Consider the following 20263-nt stretch of genomic DNA (forward strand, 5'->3'; position numbering starts at 1 on the left):
ACCACGCTGGTCGCTTCGAGGTTGTATTCCGCAAGCAGATCGGTCACGCGCGTCAGCGGCGTGTCGGGGTAAATGCTGTAGTAGGGGGCGCGCATGATGTTGCGCGCGCGCAGGGCCCGCTCCTCGCCCGTGTTCAGATCGCGCAGCAGCGCGAGCAGGGCTTCCTCGCTGTGGGCCGCGTCCACCCCCGCCCGGGTTGCGGGATCGGCCATGAGGAGCGCCACTTCCGCCATGACCTTGAGCGTGGTGGAGGGATCCTCCGCGGGCGCCAGCAGCAGGCATACAATCGAAACGGGCTCGCCGTCGGGCGCGCCGAAATCGAGCGCGGGCGAAAGGGTCGCCAGGCAGGCGCATGGCGCCGCAAGCCCCTCGATGCGCGCGTGGGGCAGCGCGCAGCCGTGTCCTATGGCCGATGTGCGGATCTCCTCGCGCGCGCGCACGGCGGCCAGGATCGCGGCCGCGTCCAGCAGGCGCCCATTGGCGGCGGGCGCCGCGGCGGACAACAGCGTGGAGAGCGTTTCGAGAAGCCCCCACTTGTCGGGCGCCGAGATATGCACGCGCACGAGGTCCGGTGTCACGAGTTTAGGCAGGTAGATCATGGGCGGGGCGCTTTCAGGAGGTTCGCGACGGAGCGGTCTGCCGGAAGGGAAAAACAGAAACGGGTTTTAAACCCATCCCGACAAAGTTTACATCGGAATAAGAATCGGTGTCAAATTGTTGATCGGAACCGCCCGTGCATTCCGATGGCCCGCGCGGGGGCGTCAATTCGCGCCGTGGCATCCGTATTTCGGCGCGTATTGTTTTCCCGTGGCGCGCGGCGGGAGGCCGATCGTGCCGTCATGCCCATTGGCGGACGCCTGCCCCGCCCCGTTGCTTCGCTTGATCCCGCGTCGCCGCCGGGGTAAGGTATGCGGAGGCGCGGCGGTTTCCCCCGAAAACAACCGGGGCCGGGTCGGGGCGCGCGCCGCCGGGCACACGGGTAAGGAAGACGCCATGCGCATGAGTGGGCCGATATTTGTCATCAGCAGCATGCTGGTGCTTCTGTTCCTGGTGATGCATCTGGTGGGGCGGCAGGCCGCCGTGCCGCCCGAAGTGTCCGATACCGCATTGCGCCGGGATCAGGTGCGCCAGCTGCTGAGTGGCGAGTACCACCGGGAGCCGCTCAAGAACCCGGATCTCGGTCCCGGCCGGTTGCGGTGTCTGGTGCGCGATGCGAGCGGCCAGGGGGCCTCCGGCGCCCGATTGCGGATTACCCCGATCCCGCCCGCGGCAAGTGTTTTGGTTCCACCCGCGCCCCACCCCCACTTCTGGGAGGTTTCCGCGGATGCGCGCGGGCAGGCGGCGATCGCGGGGCTGCCAGCCGGGGCCTTTCTTGTGCTTGCGACCCGCGCCGGCGATCATGCGGTTGCGCGGGTAGACGTGGGGGAGGGGAGCGGCATTGCGGAGGCGATCCTCGTGCTCTCGCCCAACGCGCCGCGCGCCGGTACGGTGAAGGATCGCGCCGGCGCGCCTGTCGCCGGGGCCACGGTTACGCCGCTGAGCGCGCGGGACTGGGCGGGCGTGGCCGAACCCTACCGCGCGCTACAGGCCGGGACCGACGAGAACGGCGCGTTCACCCTGCCCCACCTGCCTCCGGGCGAGTGGAATCTGTTTGTGGCCGCGCCGGGCCTCGCGCCCCGTGCCGTTCGCGCGGAAGGCGCCGAGCCGATCACCGCCGTCCTCGACACGGGCGAGACCATTTTCGCGCAGCTGCTGCGCGAGGGGGACGGGCGGCCGCTGGGGAACGTCAAGGTGGCGCTTCGGGCGACCGATCCGCCCGGCGAAACGTACACCGTGCAGACGAGCGGCAGCGGGCACTTCACGGTGGATCATGTTCGTCCGGCGACGTATGCGCTGTCCCTGATATCGGATACCTACACCGCGAGCGCGTCGCTGACGGTGGCGCCCGGCCAGCGCGCGGGCCTTGTGCCGGCGACGCCGGAGTCGCGGAACATGCGCATCGATCCGCTGACCGGAACGGCGGTTGCGACGCCGGCATCCGGGCGCGCCCCATCGGACTCCGCCGCGCGGGAAACGGCGCCAGCCCCGACGCCGGTACTGGCGTACCCGGCGGGGGCAATCCGGGGGCGCGTCCTCGACTCCACGCAGGGCGCCGGCGTGCCCGGCGTGCGCGTCCTGGCCCGGGGCGGGGACGCCGCCGGGGCGCCGCGGGAGGCGGTCACGGATCAGGGGGGGTATTACCATATTCGGGGGTTGGTCCCGGGAACGTATACGATCTGGACCGAGCGGTGGCCGGATCAGATTTTTGCGCTGGGGAGTTCGGCTGTGGCCGAAGCGAACGTGGATGGGTCCGGCACGGTCACGGGACCGGTATTCGAGGCCGCGCCGGCGGTATATGTGTCGGGGGAAGTGTTGGACGACGCGGGCAACCCCGTGGCGGATCCGAACATCGTGGTTGAGGTGGCCGGGGCGCCGGACGGCCCGTATGTTCACGCTGCGGACGCCGGCGGGCGCTTTCACATCGGCGGGCTGCATCCGGATGATCAGATCCGGATTGTCGCGAGAAAGCTTAGCGCCAGTTCCTCGGCGTTCGGGCCGGTGTCGGTCGGGCCGTCGGGACTTCAGGCGGTCTTGTTGCGGATGGGGGCGGCGCCCTGGCGGTAGCGGATCAGCAGACGCCGCCGCGGGCGGCCATGATCTCCACGAGGTCGTCGTATCCCATGAGCAGCGCGATCGCCATGGGCGTGAGCTTGCCGGTGTACCTTTCGCGCGCGTTGATGTCGGCGCCGTGCTCGAGCAGGAGTTCGGCGATGTCCGCCCGCCCATTCAAGGCGCTCCAGTGGAGCGGGGTGAGGCCCTCCTCCGAAATCGCATTGACCTGGGCGCCCGAACCGATCAAGGCTTTGGCGCGTGCGACATCCCCCTCGCGCGTCGCTTCCTGGAGCAGCAGGTCGATCTCGGAAACCGGCGCGCGCGGCGTCGGTTTGTCCGATACCAGCCGGCGCACCGTGTGGCTCATACCCCAATAGGCCTCGCCATCCACGGGGGGCGACGAGGACCGGAGAACTTCCTTGTCCTGCCGGGCCCGTTCCTGGCTGAGCAGCATTTCGGCCAACACGGTGTATCCGCTCTTGCGCGCGCGTGTGGCCGGCGTCTCGCCGGATTGGTCCATGGTATAGATCCACGGGTTTTCCATGCCGTGCCTGCTCCTGTACGGTCGAATCGATGGTAGCCTGTGGGGCGATTGGTGGGTTGTCGCTCCGTCATACTGTAAGCAATAACCGTACCAATCCGCGCTGCCCCAGGCGGTTGGTGGCGTGTCTTGCTAAGTGCTTTGTTTTTAATTGGTTATGGAATCGACAAGAATTCCGCGGTTTCGCGGGCCTGCCGGAAATCTGTCAAAATTGCGGTTGCCCGTCGAAAGAATTTGTTTTGTGTGAGTAGCTTTTATCGGACTGCCCGTTCCGCGGCTGCGCGTGATTGTAGAGTATGCGCTCCGTTGCGTCAACGTCGCGGCGCGCGGGATCGGGCCACGCAATCATGGTCAGCTGTTCAAGGAGTTTTATTCGGGGGTGGCCCCCGGCGCGTGTCAATGATTTATTCGAGTTTGTTGGCGCCATGCGCTATACTGCCCTAATCGGAAGGCGCGCACGGCGCAGCCGGTGGAGGGCAATCCGCCGGTGTCCGCAGGGTGTTGGTAAGGACAGGAGTCTGGAAGATGGCAATGAAGAAGCGGGTCGGAAAGCTGTTGCTGAAAGCCGGTCTGATTTCGCAGGGGCAGTTTGACGCGGCGGTGCAGATTCAGGAGGAGACCGGCGCGGAACTCATCGACATCCTGTTTTCGCTCGGCGCGGTGGAGCCAAACGCCTTCATGGACTTTCTGATGAACTATCCCGGCGTGTTGCCGTCGGACCTGAAGGAATTGGAAATCGACGGGGACCTGCTCGGCAAGGTGCCGGGGGACGTGGCGCGCACGTACCGCGCGGTGCCCGTGGACCTGTACCGGGACGTGCTCACGATCGCCGCGTGTGCGCCGATCTCCGCCGATGGCGAAAAGCAGCTTGAGCAGGTAACCGGGCACAAGGTCAAGGTGCTGTTGTGTGATCCCGTTGACGTCGAAGGCGTGCTCAACCGCTACTATCCCGGAAACGGGAGCGGCGCCCAGCCCGCGTCGGATCGGGTTTCGGGCCTGTCGCAGCCCATCAAGCTGGCGCACATGGCCCACCTGGTCCGCCAGATTCAAACGTTGCCGGCGCTTCCGGAAACGGTCCACCGCGTCCGCGAGGCGATGCTCACGCCCGACAGCTCGATTTCCAGCGTGACGGATATCATCACCCTGGACCCGCCCGTGGCCGCCAAAGTGCTCAGCGTGGCGAACTCCGCCGCCTACGGCTTCACGCACAAGATCACCGACCTGACCCTGGCCGTGTCGCTGATGGGCCTGAAGGAAACCTACGCGGTTGTGCTTTCGGCCGCCGTGGTCGAGCTCGTGAACCAGATGGAAGAGTTCGACTACCGCACCTTCTGGCTGGAATCGGTCTGTTCGGCGTGCGCCGCGCGGATCGTGGCCAAGGTCAGCGGGCGGCGCCAGCTCCCGGGCGTATTCACCGCCGGCCTGCTGCACGATATAGGCCGCGCGGCGCTCTGGGAGGTCGCCCCGGAGAAGTGCAAGCGGATCGAGAACACCGTCGCCGGCCGCGCGCTGCTGGCGGCCGAACGCGAGATGGTGGGCCTTACCCACGTGGAAGCGGGGTTCGAACTGGCCCGCCACTGGGACCTGCCCGAGGAAATTGCTCAGGCCATCCGGTTTCACCACGAGCCGGAACTTGCGCCCTCGGCCCGGGAGCACGTGGCGATCGTGGCCCTGGCCGACGCCATGGTTCAGGCGTCGGGCACGCATCTGGAAGACAACCCCACCCTGTTCGACGAGTACAAGCCGTGCCTCGAGATCCTGGGGCTCGACCTGGAGAGCGCTGAGGCCATGCTCGACGAGTATCTGACCCGCCACGAGGCGGCGGTGCAGGATACCTTTGGCTGAGGCGCGTGCGGCTCGCGTCCGGGGCGCGCTGGGCCCGTGGTGGCTTGCCTTCAAGAACCTCTGCTTCCCGATCTTCTGCCAGGCGTGCCGCGTGCGTCTGCTGACGGAGGAGAACGGCTATTACTGCCCCACGTGCTGGGAGCTTGCCCGCCGCGTCGAAGCGCCCTTCTGCACCCGTTGCGGGCGCCCGCACGAGGCCATGGTGGGCCTCGGCCAGCGAAGGAATTTCCCCTGCGCCCGCTGCCGGGAGCGGCCTCCCGAGGGGGTGGGCCGGATCTACGGGGCGGTGGTTTACGAAGGCGTCGCGGCGGAGGCCATCAAGCACTTCAAGTTCCACGGGAAGCACCGCCTCGCGCGCCCGCTCGGCCTCTGGCTGCAACAATTCGCCGCCGAATACATCGACACCGGCGCCTACGACCTGCTCGTGCCCGTGCCCCTGCACCGCGTGCGGCTGCGCGAGCGCGGCTTTAACCAGTCCGCGCTCCTCGCCGAATTCGCGCTGCCCGCATTCCCCGGCGCGCGGCTGTGTGAGGATCTGAAGCGGATCCGACCGACCCGGACCCAGAGCACCCTTACCGGAAAGGAGCGCCGGGACAACGTGCGCGGCGCCTTCGCCGTGGAGGGGGAGGGGATGTCGGGCCGTTCCATACTGCTTATTGACGATGTTGTCACGTCGGGCGGCACGGTTCAGGAATGCGGAAAAGCGGTGCGCCGCGCGGGCGCGATTCGCGCCGACGTGCTGGCGGTGGCCCTGGCGCGGCGGTGGCGCTGAGGGCGGGCGCGGGCTCCCCCGCCCGGGGGAGCCTCAAATACCCGGCGCGATCCGCGGATCAGCGAACATCCGCCGTGAACTGCATGAACAAGGCGTTCAGTCCGCGAATCTGCTTCAGGCGGATTTGCGTGAGGCGCGCGCGCCGGAGTTTGTCCAACGCGTCCATCTGATCGCGGGCAACGACGGTTCCCCGCTCGTAGTGGTCCTCTCTTTCCTTGCCCAGGGCAAGTGCGCTGTACTTGAAGACGGCCACAATCAATTCCTCCCAAGTGTGGAATACGCGAACAACGGATTGAAATAAGGGCACTATGAATGGCGCGTATTGCCACAGGAGCCGAATGGGGCCAACCCGCTCCCACCGCGAGCGGGCATTGGTTTCAAAGTATAGGATAGAATGCACGAAGTGTCAACTGTAAAAAGTCCGAAATCATGCGGCGGACCGCTGGAACAGGGGGTCGAGGACGAGTCTCGGTTGAGCGAGTGCGCCGAGGTGCGGGGGCGCGGCCGGCCGGGGCTTGATCCCGGGGAGGCGGGCGCGATATAACCCATGTCGGGCGTCGGGGCCCATCGTGCTCAAATAATTTGTGCTGGCGCGACAGGATGCCCGTTTGAACCGCAAGATCCTCTGGCTGCCCGCGAAAAGGAACCCATACGATGCCGCATTGCTTTCCTGGCCCGCCCATAACTCGCTGGATTCTGCCCGCGCTCCTGGCGCTGTGCGCATGCCTGCCCTCGGGCGCACAGGAAAACGGCGCCGCGCCGGTGCGTGTCGACTTGCAGCAACAGATTGACGAGTATTTCGGCCTGATGGTCGACCGGGTCTTCGCGCCGGTGCTCTTCTTTGACATCCTGGAGCTTCCGTGGCGCATCCACCGCGTGCTCACATGGAGCGACGTCCCGCGATACGGCTACATGGAGGCGGGGAGCGTCCCGCTCATCATCGTCGTGCTGGTGCTCGGGGGCATCTTCTTCAGCACGCGCTACCGGTACATCAATGTGCGCCTATTTCGCCACGCGATTGACGTGGTGCGCGGGCGCTACGACGATCCGGACGATCCCGGCGAGATTACGCACTTCAAGGCGCTTACCTCGGCCCTGGCGGCCACGGTGGGGCTCGGGAATATCGCCGGCGTGGCGGTGGCGATCAGTTTTGGCGGGCCGGGCGCGATCTTCTGGATGTGGCTGACGGCGTTTTTCGGGATGAGCATGAAGTTCTCGTCGTGCACGCTCGCGCAGGTGTACCGCGAGGTGGACGCCGACGGCCATGTCATGGGCGGGCCCATGGTCTATCTGAAGAAGGGCCTGAAGGACTACTGGCCGCAGATGGCGTGGCTGGGCGCGATTTTCAGCCCCGTCTTCGCGGTTCTGACGATCATGGCGTCTTTTGGCGGTGGGAACATGTTCCAGTCCAACCAGACCTACGCCGTGGCCGAGATGATCTTCGGCCTGGAAGCCTACCCCATCTTCGAGCCCCTTTTCGGGATTGGCATCGCCACGCTTGTGGGCATGGTGATCATCGGCGGGATCAAGCGGATCGGCGATGTGACGTCCAAACTCGTGCCGGCGATGTGCATCGGGTACATGGCCATTTGCCTCTACATCGTCCTGGCCAACTACACCCTGGTACCGGCCATGCTCGGCGATATCGTCGTGCAGGCCTTCTCGCCCGAGGCGGCCTTTGGCGGCTTTCTGGGCGTGCTCATCCAGGGGATGAAGCGGGCGGCCTTCTCCAACGAGGCGGGCCTCGGCTCCGCCGCCATCGCGCACGCGGCGGCGAAGACCCGGGAGCCGGTTCGCGAAGGGCTTGTGGCGATGCTCGGTCCGTTTATCGACACGATCATGGTCTGCACGATGACGGCGCTCGCCATCTTAATTACCGGCGCGCACGAACGGGCGGCGGACAAGAACGCGGGCGTGACTATCACGGTGGACGCGTTCGGCACGATTTCGCCCTATTTCACGTGGTTTCTGGCGCTGGCCGTGTTCGTTTTCGCCTATTCCACGCTGATTTCGTGGTCCTACTACGGCGAGCGGGCCACCGAGTACCTCTTCGGGAAGAAGGGCATCGGGCCGTACCGCATCGCCTATGTGCTGGTGGCCATCCTGGGCCCCATGCTGAGCCTGACCAACGTGGTGAACTTCGCGGACATGATGCTTTTGTCGATGGCCTTCCCGAACATCATCGGTATGGTCTTCCTGTCCGGCAAGGTCCGGCAGCTCAAGCGGGATTACATCGCGCGCTTGAAATCGGGCGAAATTCAGCCGCGCTGGTGACATCCGGCGGGCGCCGTGTAGTACAATGGGAGGCTGGCGGGCAGGGCCTGGCCCGTAATTCCGGACCGGCCGCCGGCGTACCCATGTCACAACCACGATCCGAAGGCGCCCATGCAGAAGACCCTCCAGCGCACCCTCCGGCAGGCGACGGCCTGCGAACTGCGTTTTGACGACCACAGCCGCCAGCTCTACGCCACCGATGGCTCGATCTACCAGATCGTGCCGCAGGGCGTCGCGCTGCCCCGCACCATCGACGAAGCCGCCACCCTGTTGGCCGCATTGGCGCAGGACGGCGTCCCCATTACGCCCCGGGGCGCGGGCACCGGCCTCGCCGGGGGCGCGATCGGCGAGGGTGTGGTGGTCGATTTCGCGCGCTACAACCAGACCATCTCGGGCCTGAATATCGAAGCGCGGACCGTGCGCGCGGGCGCGGGCGTGGTGCTGGACGAGTTGAACGCGTACCTCGCGCCCCACGGCCTCGCCTTTGGCCCGGATGTCGCCACGAGTTCGCGCGCCACAATCGGCGGCATGATCGGCAACAATTCCTCCGGCGCGCGCACCCCGCTCTATGGCACGACGATTGACCATGTGCGGTCCGTGGATGTGGTGTACGCGGATGGGCGCGTGGAGACCATCGGCCTGAAGGGCGGCGGGCCGCAGTTTCCCGAGCTGGACGCGCTCATCGAATCGCACCGGGGCGCGATCGAGTCGCGCTTCCACACCGGTGTGATCAAGCGGTGGCCCGGCTACGGGATCGACCGTTACCTCCGCGCGGGCGGTAACTTCGCCAAGGTTTTTGGCGGTTCCGAAGGCACGCTGGCGGGCATTTTTTCCGCCGAGCTGGATCTGGTTCCGCTGCCCGGGGAAAAGGGCATCGGCCTCATCTTCTTCGACACGGTGAATGAGGCCATGCAGGCGACCGTCGAACTGCTCTCGCTCCAGCCCGCCGCCATCGAGCACATCGACGACGTGCTCTTCGACCAGACCCGCGGGCAGTTGGCCTTCAAGGCCGCGCGCGATTATCTGGAGCTGGACGAGAAGCCCTGCACATCGATTCTCCTGGTGGAGTTCTACGAGCACGTGGAGGAGAAGCTGGCGGCCCTGGAAAAGCTCAAGCTCGGCAAGCGCAAGCGCCTCTGCCGCGACGCGACGGATCAGGCGCACATCCTCAACCTGCGCAAGTCCGGCCTTTCGCTGCTGACCGGGTGCAAGGGCGACGCGAAGCCCACGGCCGGCATCGAGGACGTGGCGGTGCCGCCGGACAAGCTCCCGGAGTACGTGTCGGGCCTGCAATCGCTGATGGCGCCGCTCGGGCTGCGGGGATCATTCTACGGCCACGCGGCGTCGGGGCTTTTGCACGTGCGGCCGGTGGTGGACTTGCACGGCGCGGGCGATATCCAGAAGTTCCGGAGCCTGTGCGACGGGGTGTCGGCGCTGACGCGTCAGTTCAAGGGTTCGCTCGCCGCGGAACATGGCGTGGGCATCGCGCGCACCGAATACATGCACGATCATATCGGCCCGGAAATCCTCGACCTGATGGGTCGCATCAAGGCGCACTTCGATCCCCAGGGCGTGATGAATCCGGGTAAGGTCTTTCCGGACGGGCGCTACGCCATCGACACGAATCTGCGCCAGGGCGCGGGTTCGAAAATGACCGAGCTGCCCTTCGAGCCCGTGCTCCAGTTCGCCGCGAAGGATGGGTCCTTTGTGGGCAACCTGGAGCAGTGCAATGGCTGCGGCGGCTGCCGGAAGTCCGCGCCCACCATGTGCCCGACCTTCGTGGCGACCGGCGAGGACATCATGGCGACGCGCGGCCGCGCGAACACCATTCGCGCTGTGCTTGAGGGCCGGCTCGACGCGGACGCCGATCCGCTTCTTTCGCCCGCGCTGGAGGCCGCCCTGAGCAACTGCCTCTCGTGCAAGGCCTGCACGGTGGAGTGCCCGTCCAACGTGAATATGGCGCTCTTGAAGGCCGAGTTGCTCTACGCGCGCATCCGCAAGCATGGCGTGCCTCTTTCCGCCCGCCTTGTCAGCCGGGTGGACATGCTTGGCGAACTCGCGAGCCTGGCGCCCGGCCTCGCGAACGCGACCCTCAAGTGGCGGTGGTTGCGCGCGCTGCTCAACCGCTTCGCCGGCTTTTCCATGGAGCGCCCGCTGCCGCCCTATGCGCGGGAGCGCTTCGACGCGTGGTTCCACAAGCGGCGCGGGCCGTCCGTGCTTGGCGAGCGGGGGACGGTCTACCTCTGGGACGACTGTTTTGTGCGCTTCAACGAGCCGAATATTGGCCAGGCCGCGGTGCGCGTGCTGGAGGCGGCGGGTTATACGGTTAACGTTCTGACGGGGCGCGCCTGCTGCGGCCGGCCCGCCTTCAGCACGGGCCGGCTCGATGTGGCGGCGCGTTTCGGTGAAAAGAACATTGCCGTTGCGGGCGACGCCGAGGCGCCGATCATCTTCCTGGAGCCGTCGTGCTACGCCATGTTCGCCGAGGACTACCGGGAGCTGGGGTTGGCCGGCGCCGAAAGACTCGCGCGGCGCAGCGTCCTCTTCGAGACCTTCATCGCGAACTTGCTCAAGAACGATCCCGGCGCGCTTCCTTTTGCCGCGGTCGAGGCCAGGACCGCCGTGCACGGCCACTGCCACGCCAAGGCCCTGACCGACAAGGCCCAACTGGCCTCGGTGGCGCGCGCCGTGCCGGGCAATTCCGTTACCATGCTCGACACCGGTTGCTGCGGCATGGCGGGCGCTTTTGGCAATATGGAGTCGAAGTACGCACTCTCGCTTGCGGTCGCCAAACCGCTGATCGAGAAAGTGAAGGCCCTGGACGAGGACACGCTGCTGGTCGCTTCCGGAACGAGCTGCCGCCACCAGATCGAACACCTGGCCGGACGCACGCCGCTGCATATGGCGGAGTTGCTCGATCAGTTTCTGCCGTAGCGCGCGTTTGTCAGACGGCGCGCGCCGCGGGCCGGGGAATAGGAGGGATGCACGCATGCCCAACTGCCGGCCGCACCGCCCGCCCTGGCGGATCCCGCTGTGGTGTGCGCCGTTGCTGTTGGCCGCGCTTGCCGCCCAGGCCCGGGAGCAGTGGGAGTTTCAATTCCTCCTCACACCCGACGGCGTGCCCCTGACCGAAGTCCGGGCCCTGGCCGAAGACGCGGAGGGGCGCATCTGGGCCGCCACGTGGGGCAGCGGTGTCGCACGGATAGGCGCTTCCGAATGGCTTGCGCTGAACGAGCAGACGGGGCTGGCGGGGAATTGGACGCGCGGCGTCGCCGTTGGCCGCGACGGCGCCGTCTGGATTTCCACCGCCGATGGCCTCTCGTTGTACCGCAACGGGATTCTTGATTCCTACACGACGGCCTCGCTGCCTGGACTGCCCTCGAACAATCTGGACCAGATTCACGCCACGGCTGGCGGCGATATCATTCTCGGAACCCGCGAAGGCCAGGTCTTGTTGCTTCCCGGCGCGTCGGATGGCGCGGACGCGGCCCTCGCGGCGCCGGAACGCTGGATCACGGTGATGGAGGCGTCGAGTGGCGTCGAAAACCGGCTCGCGGACCTCCTGGAGCGCCGAGACGGCGCCATATGGATCTCCACGCGCGCGGGAGAAACCTACGCCATTGAAGATGGCGCGCTGGCCGCGCTCCCCGCCCCTTCGGGGGCCCTGTACCTGGCGGAGTCCGATACGGGCCAATGCTGGGCCGCGGACTGGTACGGCTATCGCCTTTTCGCGCTGGACGGTGACGCCTGGCCGGTGGTCGCCCGGGCGCCCGACCTGTTGACGGAACTGCTGCTGCACGAGAACGGCCAGGTGTACGCCGGGACGCGCAGGGGCCTGTTTCTCCTCGGGCAACACGGCTTCGAGCCCGTAGACCTCGGAAAGTCCGTTGGGCAGCCGTACGTCAACGTGCTACACGTCTCGCCCGACGGCGCGCTCTGGATCGGAACGCAGGAAGGGCTCGTGCGCGGCGCCCTGCGCACGTGGCAGCATTTTCCCGCGTCGCACGCGGGTGAGGATCTCATTGCCCTGGCGCACGATCCCCGGAATCCGGGCTTCCTGCTGGCGATCGACGCCGCCAACGGCGTAAACCGCTTCGACGGCTGGGGCTGGGAACCTGTGTTGCGGCTGGACGCCGGCGAGACTCTGGGGGGCTTCCACACGCGCGCGCCGGAACCGCACCTCTGGGCGTTTGGCCGCTCGCACCTCTACAAGTTCTCGCTTGAAGATGGCGCGCGCCTCCTTCAAGAGCCCCTGCCCCCCCAGAACAGCCCCTGGACCGAACGGCGCATCTTTCAAACCTCCGGGGGCGAGACATGGGTCTTGAACGACACCGGTGTCCATGCCTTTGCCGGCGGGGCCTGGGCGCCCCGGCCTGACTTCGACGGCTACCGCCGCCGCGCCGCCTATGCGGCGGTGGAGCCCGAACCGGGGGTCGTTTTTGTCGGGGTTGCGGGCGGGCTGGAGCGTTGGGACAGCGGCGGCGTGCGGCTCTACGGCGACACGGATGGATTCACCGAGCGGGACGCGGCCAACGCCATTCGCCTGGCCCGAAACGGAAGTCTATGGCTGGGAACGTACGGGGCCGGCGTGTACGTGTTTGACGGCGATACGTTTCGAAGCCACACGGAGCAGGACGGCCTCGCACACCATTCCGTGTCCGATGTGCTTGAAGCCCGGGATGGGACCGTCTGGATCGCCTATCGCCGATCCGGGCTCGGGAATTACCGCGACGGCCGCTGGCTCAACTTCGGCGCGCAGACCGGGTTGCCCAGCGACGCGATTCTGGGCCTGTTCGAGGACGCGGACGGCCAGATCTGGATCCAGTCGCGCACGTCGGGCGTATACCGGTATCGCCCGGACCCCACGCCGCCCAACACGCAGGTGGTCGGGGCCACCCTGGAAGTGCCGGCCGGGGGATTCGGCGTGTTCACTTTCAGCGCCGCCGATGGATGGCAGGTGACGCCGGCCCACGCGCTCCTGTACTCCTGGCGCCTGATCGGCCTCGACAGCGATTCGCCACCAGGCCCCTGGAGCCCCTTCAGCGCGCGCTCCACGGTGGTGACGCCCGCGCTGGCCCCCGGCGCCTACCGGATCGAGGCGCGGGCATCGGATGACGCGCGCAACATCGATCCGACTCCGGCGGCCATCGAATTCGCCGTTTCGCCGCCGCTTTACCTGGAGCCGGGGGTGCTCGTACCCGCGGGCCTCCTGCTGGCCCTGGTGCTGTTCGCGTTTGGCCTGCGCGTTCGCGCGAACATGGCGCTGCGCCACTCCCGCGCCGCCCTGCTCCAGTCCAACCGCCAGCTGATGAAGGAAATTCGCGAGCGCCTTGTCGCCGAGCAACGGCTCAACGAACACTTCGAGCAGCTCGAGGATCTTGTGCGGGGGCGAACCGCGGAGCTGGAGGCGGCCCAGCGCGCCCTCGTGCAGCAGGAACGTCTCGCCCTGCTGGGCAAGATCACCGCTTCGGTAAGCCACGAACTGCGCAACCCGCTGGGCACGCTGCGCAGTACGCTGTTCAGCATCGGGCGCAAGGTGCAGGATCTTCCGGTGGACCTGGCGGAGCCGCTCGCCCGGGCGGATCGCAGCATCCGCCGCTGCGATCGCATCATCGAGGAATTCCTGGATTTCACCCGGACGGTCTCGCCCGAGCGCCAGCTGGTTGACATGGACGCCTGGCTCGAAGGCGTGCTCCAGGAAATGGAGATACCCGACGCCGTCGATTGCAGGTACACCTTCGAAAGCGGGGCGGCGCTCGAGGTTGACCCGGAACGGCTCCGGCGCGCGGTCTTGAACATCGTGACCAACGCAATCCAGGCCATGGAGGAGCGGGGCGACCCCTACCGGCGCTTGCGGATCAAGAGCCGCCGCCGGGACGGGCGCCACGAGATCGTGGTGAAGGACAACGGCGCGGGGATGACGGAGGAAAGCCTGGCGCGGATTTTCGAGCCGCTCTACAGCACCAAAGGATTTGGCGTGGGCCTGGGCGTTTCCATCGTGCAGGACACCATGAAGAAGCACGGCGGCGGCGTGGAGTACCACAGCGTACTCGGAAAAGGGACCACCGCCGTGCTCTGGCTGCCCCTGGAAGTGGCCGAAGACTGAACTGGCGTTGCACCGCCTCGATTGAACTGCTAGCATGGCGGCATGCCCTACGAAGCGCCCGAACCGTTTGAATGGAAGTACTGCGGGACGTGCGGGCGGCCGCTGCTCTTCGCCCACGACGGGCAGAGCGACCGCCCCCATTGTCCGCGGTGTCGCCGTTTCTACTACCGCAATCCCATTCCCGCCGCCTGTTGCTTCGTGGCGCGCCCCAACGGTGATCTGCTCTTCGCCCAGCGTTCCGTCGAGCCCTGCAAGGGCGGCTGGACATTGCCCGGCGGCTTCATTGAACTGGGTGAGACCCCGGAGGAAGCCGCCCTGCGGGAACTGCGCGAGGAAACCAACCTGCGCGCCTCCCGCGTACGTCTGCTGGGAGTGAGTACGCGGCAAAGCCCCGTCTCCGGCGCGATTATGGTGCTGGGGTATATCGTGGAAAGCTGGGACGGCGAAGAGGGCATGCGCCCGGATACGGACGCGATGGCGCTTTCTTTTTTCTCCCGCCGGGACCGGCCCGAACTGGCGTTCAGCGTGCATCGCGAGCTGCTCGCGCTTTACGACGCCTGGATAGCCTCCAAAGACGGATCCGGACGCGACACCGGCGCCATTGCTGCGGATATCGCTGGTGAAAAGTGACAATTTCACAGGCCCGGACACATCCGCCCAATCGAATGCGGAAGATTCCGCGCGAATAGTGGCGAATCGTGGAAAATTGCGGTATAGTCTCTTTACTGGATCTCGCTCTGAGACCGGTGGAGTCGTGGGTTTCAGGAAGTGTGCGCGAGGGGTTGCAGGGATCAGCAGCGAATGACACTGACACAAAGCAATGCGCTTCGGCGGATTCAGACGCGTGGCCAGTTGCCCACCCTTCCCGAGGTGCTGACGCGAATCCTCGATGTTTTGGATGACGAGGCCTCCTCCGCCGAGGACATCACCGCCGTATTGGCTTCGGACCCGGTAATCACCGCGCGGATCCTGCGCCTGGCGAACTCCGCATTCTACGGGGCGCGCTTTCAGATCGATACGATTCAACGCGCTGTCGTGACGGTTGGGTTTGAGGCCGTGAAGCAATTGGCCCTGGCCACCGCGGTCTTTGATTCGCTTCAGCAGGTCTCGCAGCCGTGCTTTGAGCGGGAAGACTTCTGGCTCCATTCGCTGGGGAGCGCGAAGGCGGCCCAGCTGCTCGCGTTCAGCACGGATCACATCTCGATGCCGGAGGCGTGTTTTACGGCGGGGCTGCTGCACGGCCTGGGCAAGATCGTGCTTTCGATCAACCTGCAGGGCGAGTACGACGAGGTGATCCAGCAGGCGGCGCTTGATCGCGTGAGCCTGCGGGCCATGGAGCAGCGCATTCTCCAGACCGATCACGCGGAAGTGGGCGGCTGGCTGATGCACCAGTGGGGCTTCCCGGCGGTGATCGTCGCCTCGGTTCGGAACCAGCACGCGCCGCTTGGTTACCGTGGGCCCTACCAGCGCGAAGTGATGATCGTCTCGGTGGCGGGCGACATGGCGCGGGCGGCGGGCTTTGGCCGCGCGGGCGAGCCGCTTGATGGCGCGCTCTCGGGTGAACGCATCGAAATGCTCGGCCTGGAAGCGGGAGAGATCGCGGGGATTGTGGATACGTTGTCGATCATGCTCGACGACGCCCGCACCCTGCTGGGCTTATTCCAGCAAACGTGAACGGGGGTAGAGCGCGATGTCAGATATGACGCAGGCAGGGAGCCAGGAGACGCTGGTGCGGTCGCACGAGCGCTATGAGGCGTTGCTGTGCGACATCAGCCTGTTGCGGCAGCTGGAGGATCTTTCCGAGGAGGCGATGGCCTTTGACGAGGGGTGCACGCGGATTGTGGGCCTCATAACCCTGAGCGGCCTGGCCGAATACGCGTCGGTGATGCTGCTCGACGCCGAAGGCGCCTATCTCGAGTTGCGGTCCGTCGCAACCCGCTATTCAACCCAGGGTTTCGCGATCGGATCGGATATCTGGCACGGGAAGCGATTCGCGCTGGGCGAGGGCGTGGCGGGGCGCGTCGCCGCCACCGGGGCGCATGTCCGCATCGACGACACGGCGGCCCACCCGGATTTCCTCAGCCTTCCCCACAGCCCGGTGCGGGTGCGATCGCTGATGTGCTTCCCGCTGCACTACCGGGGCGCCGTCCTCGGCGTGCTGAACGTCAGTCACGGGCAGCCGGCGTTTTTTGATCGGGATCGCGAACACGCCATGCATGTGGCGGCGCGCCGTATCGGCGGGATTCTCGGCGCGCTGATGCGCGGCGGGGAGGCCGGCCCCGCCGCTCCCGCGCCGCCCGTGGAAACCGCCGGAAAGCTGCTGCACGTGCAGCGCCAACACATGCTCGGGCAACTCGCCGCGAATGTCGTGCACGACCTCCACGACCTGCTGAGCGGCGTCGCCGGGAACCTCGATCTGGCGCTAGTCGCGGATGCGGGCGCGGAAACGCGCGATCTCATCGCGCGCGCGCGCCGGGCGAGCATTCGCGGCCGGGAGCTAGTCGAGCAGATCCTCAAGTTCAGCCGGGCGGGCGTCTCGCGGGAAGGCCGGGAACTGATCGACACGTCCCCGCTCATCGAAGAGGCGGCGGCGATATTGCACTATTCCGCCGGCGCCTCCATCACGATCGAGACCAATGCGCCGCCGTCGCTTCCGCGGGTGCGCGGCGACCGCGGCCAGCTGGTTCAGGCCCTGATCAATCTGGGCATGAACGCGCGCGATGGCCTGGAGGAGCGGCTGTCCCCGGGCCCGCGTCACATACGCCTGGGCGCCGAGGGCGTGCGCCTGGATACCACCACGCCGGGCCCCTGGGGGAACGCGGTCGACGGGGAATTTGTGCGCCTATACGTGAAGGACAATGGGAAGGGCATGACGCCGGACGTTCAGGCGCGGATGTACGAACCGTTCTACAGCACCAAGCCCCCCGGCAAGGGGGCGGGCCTGGGGCTTTCCACGGTGTACCGCATCGTCCGGTACCACCAGGGCTGGCTCGACGTGCACAGCACCCCCGGCCAGGGGACCACGGTGAACATCTACCTGCCTGTGCCGCCTCCCGAGCGCGGGCCCGCCGCCCCGGCGGAGCAGGCGTCGGCGGCGTCGGCCTGTGTGCTTCTGGTGGACGACGAACCGCTGGTGCGAAGCATGGGGGCCGCAATTTTGCGGCGTCTGGGCTACCGCGCGCTCACGGCCGAGAACGGGCGGGGGGCCATTGCGGCATACGAGGCGCACGCCAGCGAGATCGACCTCGTGATCCTCGATCTCAATATGCCGGACATGGGCGGCGAGGCGGTTCTTCGGGCGCTTCGCGCGGCCACGCCCTCCCTGCCGATCATCTACTCCTCGGGCATGGCCCCGCCCGGTTCGAACGGCTGGCCGCCGGAGTCTACGCCGACGGCGTTTCTGCAAAAGCCCTACCTGATCGCGACCATGGCCGAAGTGGTGCGCGAGGCGCTTACCGCCCGCCGCCGGTAGGCCCGTGGGGCGGCGCGCTTCCGTCCGGATTCGGGCTTCCTATGCCGTGGACGGGCCGAAGGTCCGCCGTGGCGGAAATGTCCGCGATCCTGCTGCGCCTTGCGGCGCATGGGACAGGCCGGACGCCCGCCTCCGGCGCGTCATGGACCTGTGCCACGTTCCTCCTCGCGCTCCCATGGTCCCCCGTGGGAATGCGTACGGCGCCGCTCCCATGACGCACGGCCCCAGCGTGAAAACCCGATACCCCGACAACATGCCCCGCTGCCAATCCCCAAACCACTGTAACCAACTTCCCGTCTCGTGTATCTTCTTGGGTGAGATTGCGCAACATGCAGGAGCGGATATGGCTTGAACGGCCCGCTATCGACAGAGGACGCGCGAGACATCCCGCTGGCCGCGAACGGCGACGAGGCCGCGGCCCGCAGGCTGTACGAGCGTTACGCCGCCGATGTGGCCCGCCAGATGTGGCGCTTCACCCGGGACCCGGTGATTCACCAGGACCTCGCGCAGGACGTCTGGATCAGCGCCTTCCGCAACCTGCGCGAATTTCGGGGAGAAGCCCCGTTCCCGCACTGGATCCGGCGCATCGCCACGCACACGGGATACCGCTTCTGGAAACGCCAGGCCCGCGATCTCGAACGCCGGCGCGCCTATGAGGCGGAACAGCACACCACGGCCGCACCGGCAAACCCGGAGACACCGGTCGAGGCGGCGGAGCAGCTCCACGCGCTGTTGGCGCTCTTGCCGCCCGACCAGCGCCTGGTGTTGACGCTTTTTTACCTGGAGGAATGCGGCGTGAGCGAAATCGCGGACCGCACTGGCTGGTCGGCCAGCAAGGTGAAGGTATGCAATATGCGCGCGCGACAACGGATGAAAACGCTGCTGGAGGAACACGGCTATGAACGAACCTCTTGACCGGCTCGACGCCCTGGCGCGGCTGGCCCGCCAGGAGGGCGCGCCGCCCGTGGCCTTTGGCCCGGCGCTCGCGGATGCCTTCCGAATACAGCGGCGCGATGAACGCGTGCAGGCCTGGCTGCTCTCCGGCGCCCTGGCCGCGGCCGCGGCGGTGCTCCTGGTGTGCGCGCCCGCCCTGCTCGCCGGGCCGGACCCGCTGGAGGCGGTCTTCCACGCCGCCTACGGGGCCATGCCATGAGTGGGGCGTCACGCAATTACGGGAGAACTATCTTATGAGCGAACCCCTTCCCGCCCCCGCCGGCCGCCCGCGCTGGCGCATGCCCGGCTACGTCAAGAACCTGCTGTTCCTGCTGTGCGGCCTGATCATCGGCAGCCTCGTGACGGCGGTGTACCTGCGTAACGCCGCGCAGCGCGCCATCGCGGATCCCGCGCTGCTGTCGGAACGGGCAGTCCAGCGCCTCGAACGCCAACTGGACCTCGACGAAGCGCAACGGGCCGCGATCCGCCAGGCATTCCGCGATCGCCTGGCGGGCTTCCGCGCCATCCGCGAGCGTGTCCGGCCCGAAATCCAGGCCGAGTTGGACGCCCTCCGCGCCGATGTGGAAACCCACCTCCGCCCCGATCAGCGCGAACAGTGGCGCGCCCGCTTCGACGCGATTCGGCAGCGGTGGCAGCGCGAGGATTAGCGCGGGCGCGGCGGTTACGGCTTGAGTCCCGTCAGTCCGCTTTCATCAGGCCCGCGCGCCGCTTCCGCATCGTGTCGTAGAACACGAGCACCACGATCAGCGCCCCGATCAGCACCTGCTGCCAGTACGGGTCGAGGTTTTCCAGGTTGCAGAAGTTTCGGAGCACGAACATGATCAACGCGCCCGCCACCGAGGCGATCGCGTTGCCTTCCCCGCCCATCAGGCTCGCGCCGCCGATCACGCACGCCGCGATTGTGTCCAGTTCATACATCTCCGCGGCCGTCGGCGATCCGATGCTGGTCTTCGCCGCCAACATCATACCGCCGAAGCCCGCCATGAGGCCGCTCAGCGTGTACGCGAGAATCAGCACGCGGTCCACCGGCACCCCGGAAAGGCGCGAAGCCTGCTTGTTGCCGCCGATCGCGTAGAGCGATCGCCCGAAGCGCGTGAATAGCAGCATGAATGTGAATATCAGGCAGAGCACCACCACAATGACCACCGGGATCCGCCAGTCCTTCGCGTCGCCGAGCCAGAGAAAACTCGGCGGCAAGCCGAAGATGGGCTTGCCGCCGGAAATCAACAAGGCCAGGCCCCGCGCCACCATCATCATGCCGAGGGTCACGATAAACGGCGCGATCCTGCCTTTGGCCACGAGCGCGCCGTTGATCGCGCCGCAAAGTACGCCAACCCCGCATCCGATGAGCACGCCCAGGGGCATGGGCACGCCGCTCTTCATCGCGAGGCAGCCCACCACGCCGGCCAACGCCGCCACGCTTCCGACGGACAGGTCGATGCCCGCCGTCAGGATCACCATTAACTGGCCGATCGCGATGACGCCGATAATGGCGGATCGGCTGGCCACCGTCTGCAGGTTGCCCGGTTTGCGGAAGTCGTCGGAATACACGGCCAGCAGGATGCACAGTCCGGCCAGGATAAACAGCGGGGAATGCTTGGCGATAAACCGCTTCATGGGTACCTCAAGGCGCGATGCGCGCGCCGC

At 66.8% G+C, this 20263-nt stretch carries 16 protein-coding genes; 12 read left to right on the forward strand and 4 right to left on the reverse strand.

Annotation, left to right across the window (positions count from 1 at the left end; all coding sequences use genetic code 11):
* Positions 1 to 599: PTS sugar transporter subunit IIA (locus KF886_18505; GenBank protein MBX3179352.1), on the reverse strand; the 599-nt coding region annotated here is incomplete at its 3' end.
* A gap of 400 nt (positions 600 to 999) precedes the next feature.
* Between KF886_18505 and KF886_18510 the strand changes: the two genes are divergently transcribed.
* Positions 1000 to 2664 (forward strand): carboxypeptidase regulatory-like domain-containing protein, encoded by a 1665-nt coding sequence (locus KF886_18510; protein ID MBX3179353.1) that lies wholly within the window; start codon positions 1000 to 1002, stop codon positions 2662 to 2664.
* Positions 2665 to 2668: 4 nt separating this feature from the next.
* Here KF886_18510 and KF886_18515 read toward each other — a convergent pair whose 3' ends face one another.
* Positions 2669 to 3196 carry an ankyrin repeat domain-containing protein gene (locus KF886_18515; protein ID MBX3179354.1) on the reverse strand — a complete coding sequence of 176 codons (528 nt, stop codon included), beginning with the start codon at positions 3194 to 3196 and terminating at the stop codon, positions 2669 to 2671.
* 522 nt (positions 3197 to 3718) lie between these two features.
* Between KF886_18515 and KF886_18520 the strand changes: the two genes are divergently transcribed.
* Positions 3719 to 5038, forward strand: a complete 1320-nt coding sequence (locus KF886_18520; protein MBX3179355.1) for an HDOD domain-containing protein — start codon at positions 3719 to 3721, stop codon at positions 5036 to 5038.
* The gene (locus KF886_18525; GenBank protein MBX3179356.1) at positions 5031 to 5810 is read left to right on the forward strand and encodes a ComF family protein; all 780 of its coding nucleotides are present in this window, start codon (positions 5031 to 5033) and stop codon (positions 5808 to 5810) included. The genes KF886_18520 and KF886_18525 overlap by 8 nt, the downstream gene beginning before the upstream one ends.
* 58 nt (positions 5811 to 5868) lie before the next feature.
* Here the strand turns inward: KF886_18525 and KF886_18530 are convergent, their stop codons facing one another.
* Entirely contained in the window at positions 5869 to 6063 is a 195-nt protein-coding gene (locus KF886_18530; protein MBX3179357.1) for a hypothetical protein, read from the reverse strand.
* A 401-nt stretch (positions 6064 to 6464) separates the two neighbouring features.
* Here KF886_18530 and KF886_18535 point away from each other — a divergent pair, with 401 nt between their 5' ends.
* From KF886_18535 to KF886_18575, 9 genes are all read left to right on the forward strand, one after another.
* A complete protein-coding gene (locus KF886_18535) occupies positions 6465 to 8084 on the forward strand; it encodes an alanine:cation symporter family protein (protein ID MBX3179358.1) in 1620 nt (539 codons plus the stop codon).
* 111 nt (positions 8085 to 8195) lie between these two features.
* Complete coding sequence (locus KF886_18540; GenBank protein MBX3179359.1) at positions 8196 to 11018, forward strand: FAD-binding protein; 2823 nt, start codon at positions 8196 to 8198, stop codon at positions 11016 to 11018.
* A gap of 55 nt (positions 11019 to 11073) precedes the next feature.
* A complete protein-coding gene (locus tag KF886_18545) occupies positions 11074 to 14190 on the forward strand; it encodes an ATP-binding protein (protein ID MBX3179360.1) in 3117 nt (1038 codons plus the stop codon).
* A gap of 42 nt (positions 14191 to 14232) precedes the next feature.
* Complete coding sequence (locus KF886_18550) at positions 14233 to 14820, forward strand: NUDIX hydrolase (GenBank protein MBX3179361.1); 588 nt, start codon at positions 14233 to 14235, stop codon at positions 14818 to 14820.
* Between the two features lie 171 nt (positions 14821 to 14991).
* Entirely contained in the window at positions 14992 to 15864 is an 873-nt protein-coding gene (locus KF886_18555) for an HDOD domain-containing protein (GenBank protein ID MBX3179362.1), read from the forward strand.
* A gap of 16 nt (positions 15865 to 15880) precedes the next feature.
* On the forward strand, positions 15881 to 17662 hold the full coding sequence (locus KF886_18560; protein MBX3179363.1) for a GAF domain-containing protein: 1782 nt from the start codon (positions 15881 to 15883) through the stop codon (positions 17660 to 17662).
* Between the two features lie 348 nt (positions 17663 to 18010).
* Positions 18011 to 18577 (forward strand): RNA polymerase sigma factor, encoded by a 567-nt coding sequence (locus KF886_18565; protein ID MBX3179364.1) that lies wholly within the window; start codon positions 18011 to 18013, stop codon positions 18575 to 18577.
* Positions 18561 to 18815: a hypothetical protein gene (locus KF886_18570; GenBank protein ID MBX3179365.1), complete on the forward strand. Its 255-nt coding sequence runs from the start codon at positions 18561 to 18563 to the stop codon at positions 18813 to 18815. Before KF886_18565 ends, KF886_18570 begins: the two co-directional genes overlap by 17 nt.
* 34 nt (positions 18816 to 18849) lie before the next feature.
* Positions 18850 to 19263: a hypothetical protein gene (locus KF886_18575; protein ID MBX3179366.1), complete on the forward strand. Its 414-nt coding sequence runs from the start codon at positions 18850 to 18852 to the stop codon at positions 19261 to 19263.
* Between the two features lie 31 nt (positions 19264 to 19294).
* On the opposite strand, the gene KF886_18580 is transcribed toward KF886_18575, so the two are convergent.
* Entirely contained in the window at positions 19295 to 20233 is a 939-nt protein-coding gene (locus KF886_18580) for an ABC transporter permease (protein ID MBX3179367.1), read from the reverse strand.
* Between the last annotated feature and the right edge of the window lie 30 nt (positions 20234 to 20263).

It is taken from the genome of Candidatus Hydrogenedentota bacterium (genome assembly GCA_019637335.1).
In the GTDB taxonomy this organism is placed as follows: Bacteria; Hydrogenedentota; Hydrogenedentia; order Hydrogenedentales; family JAEUWI01; genus JAEUWI01.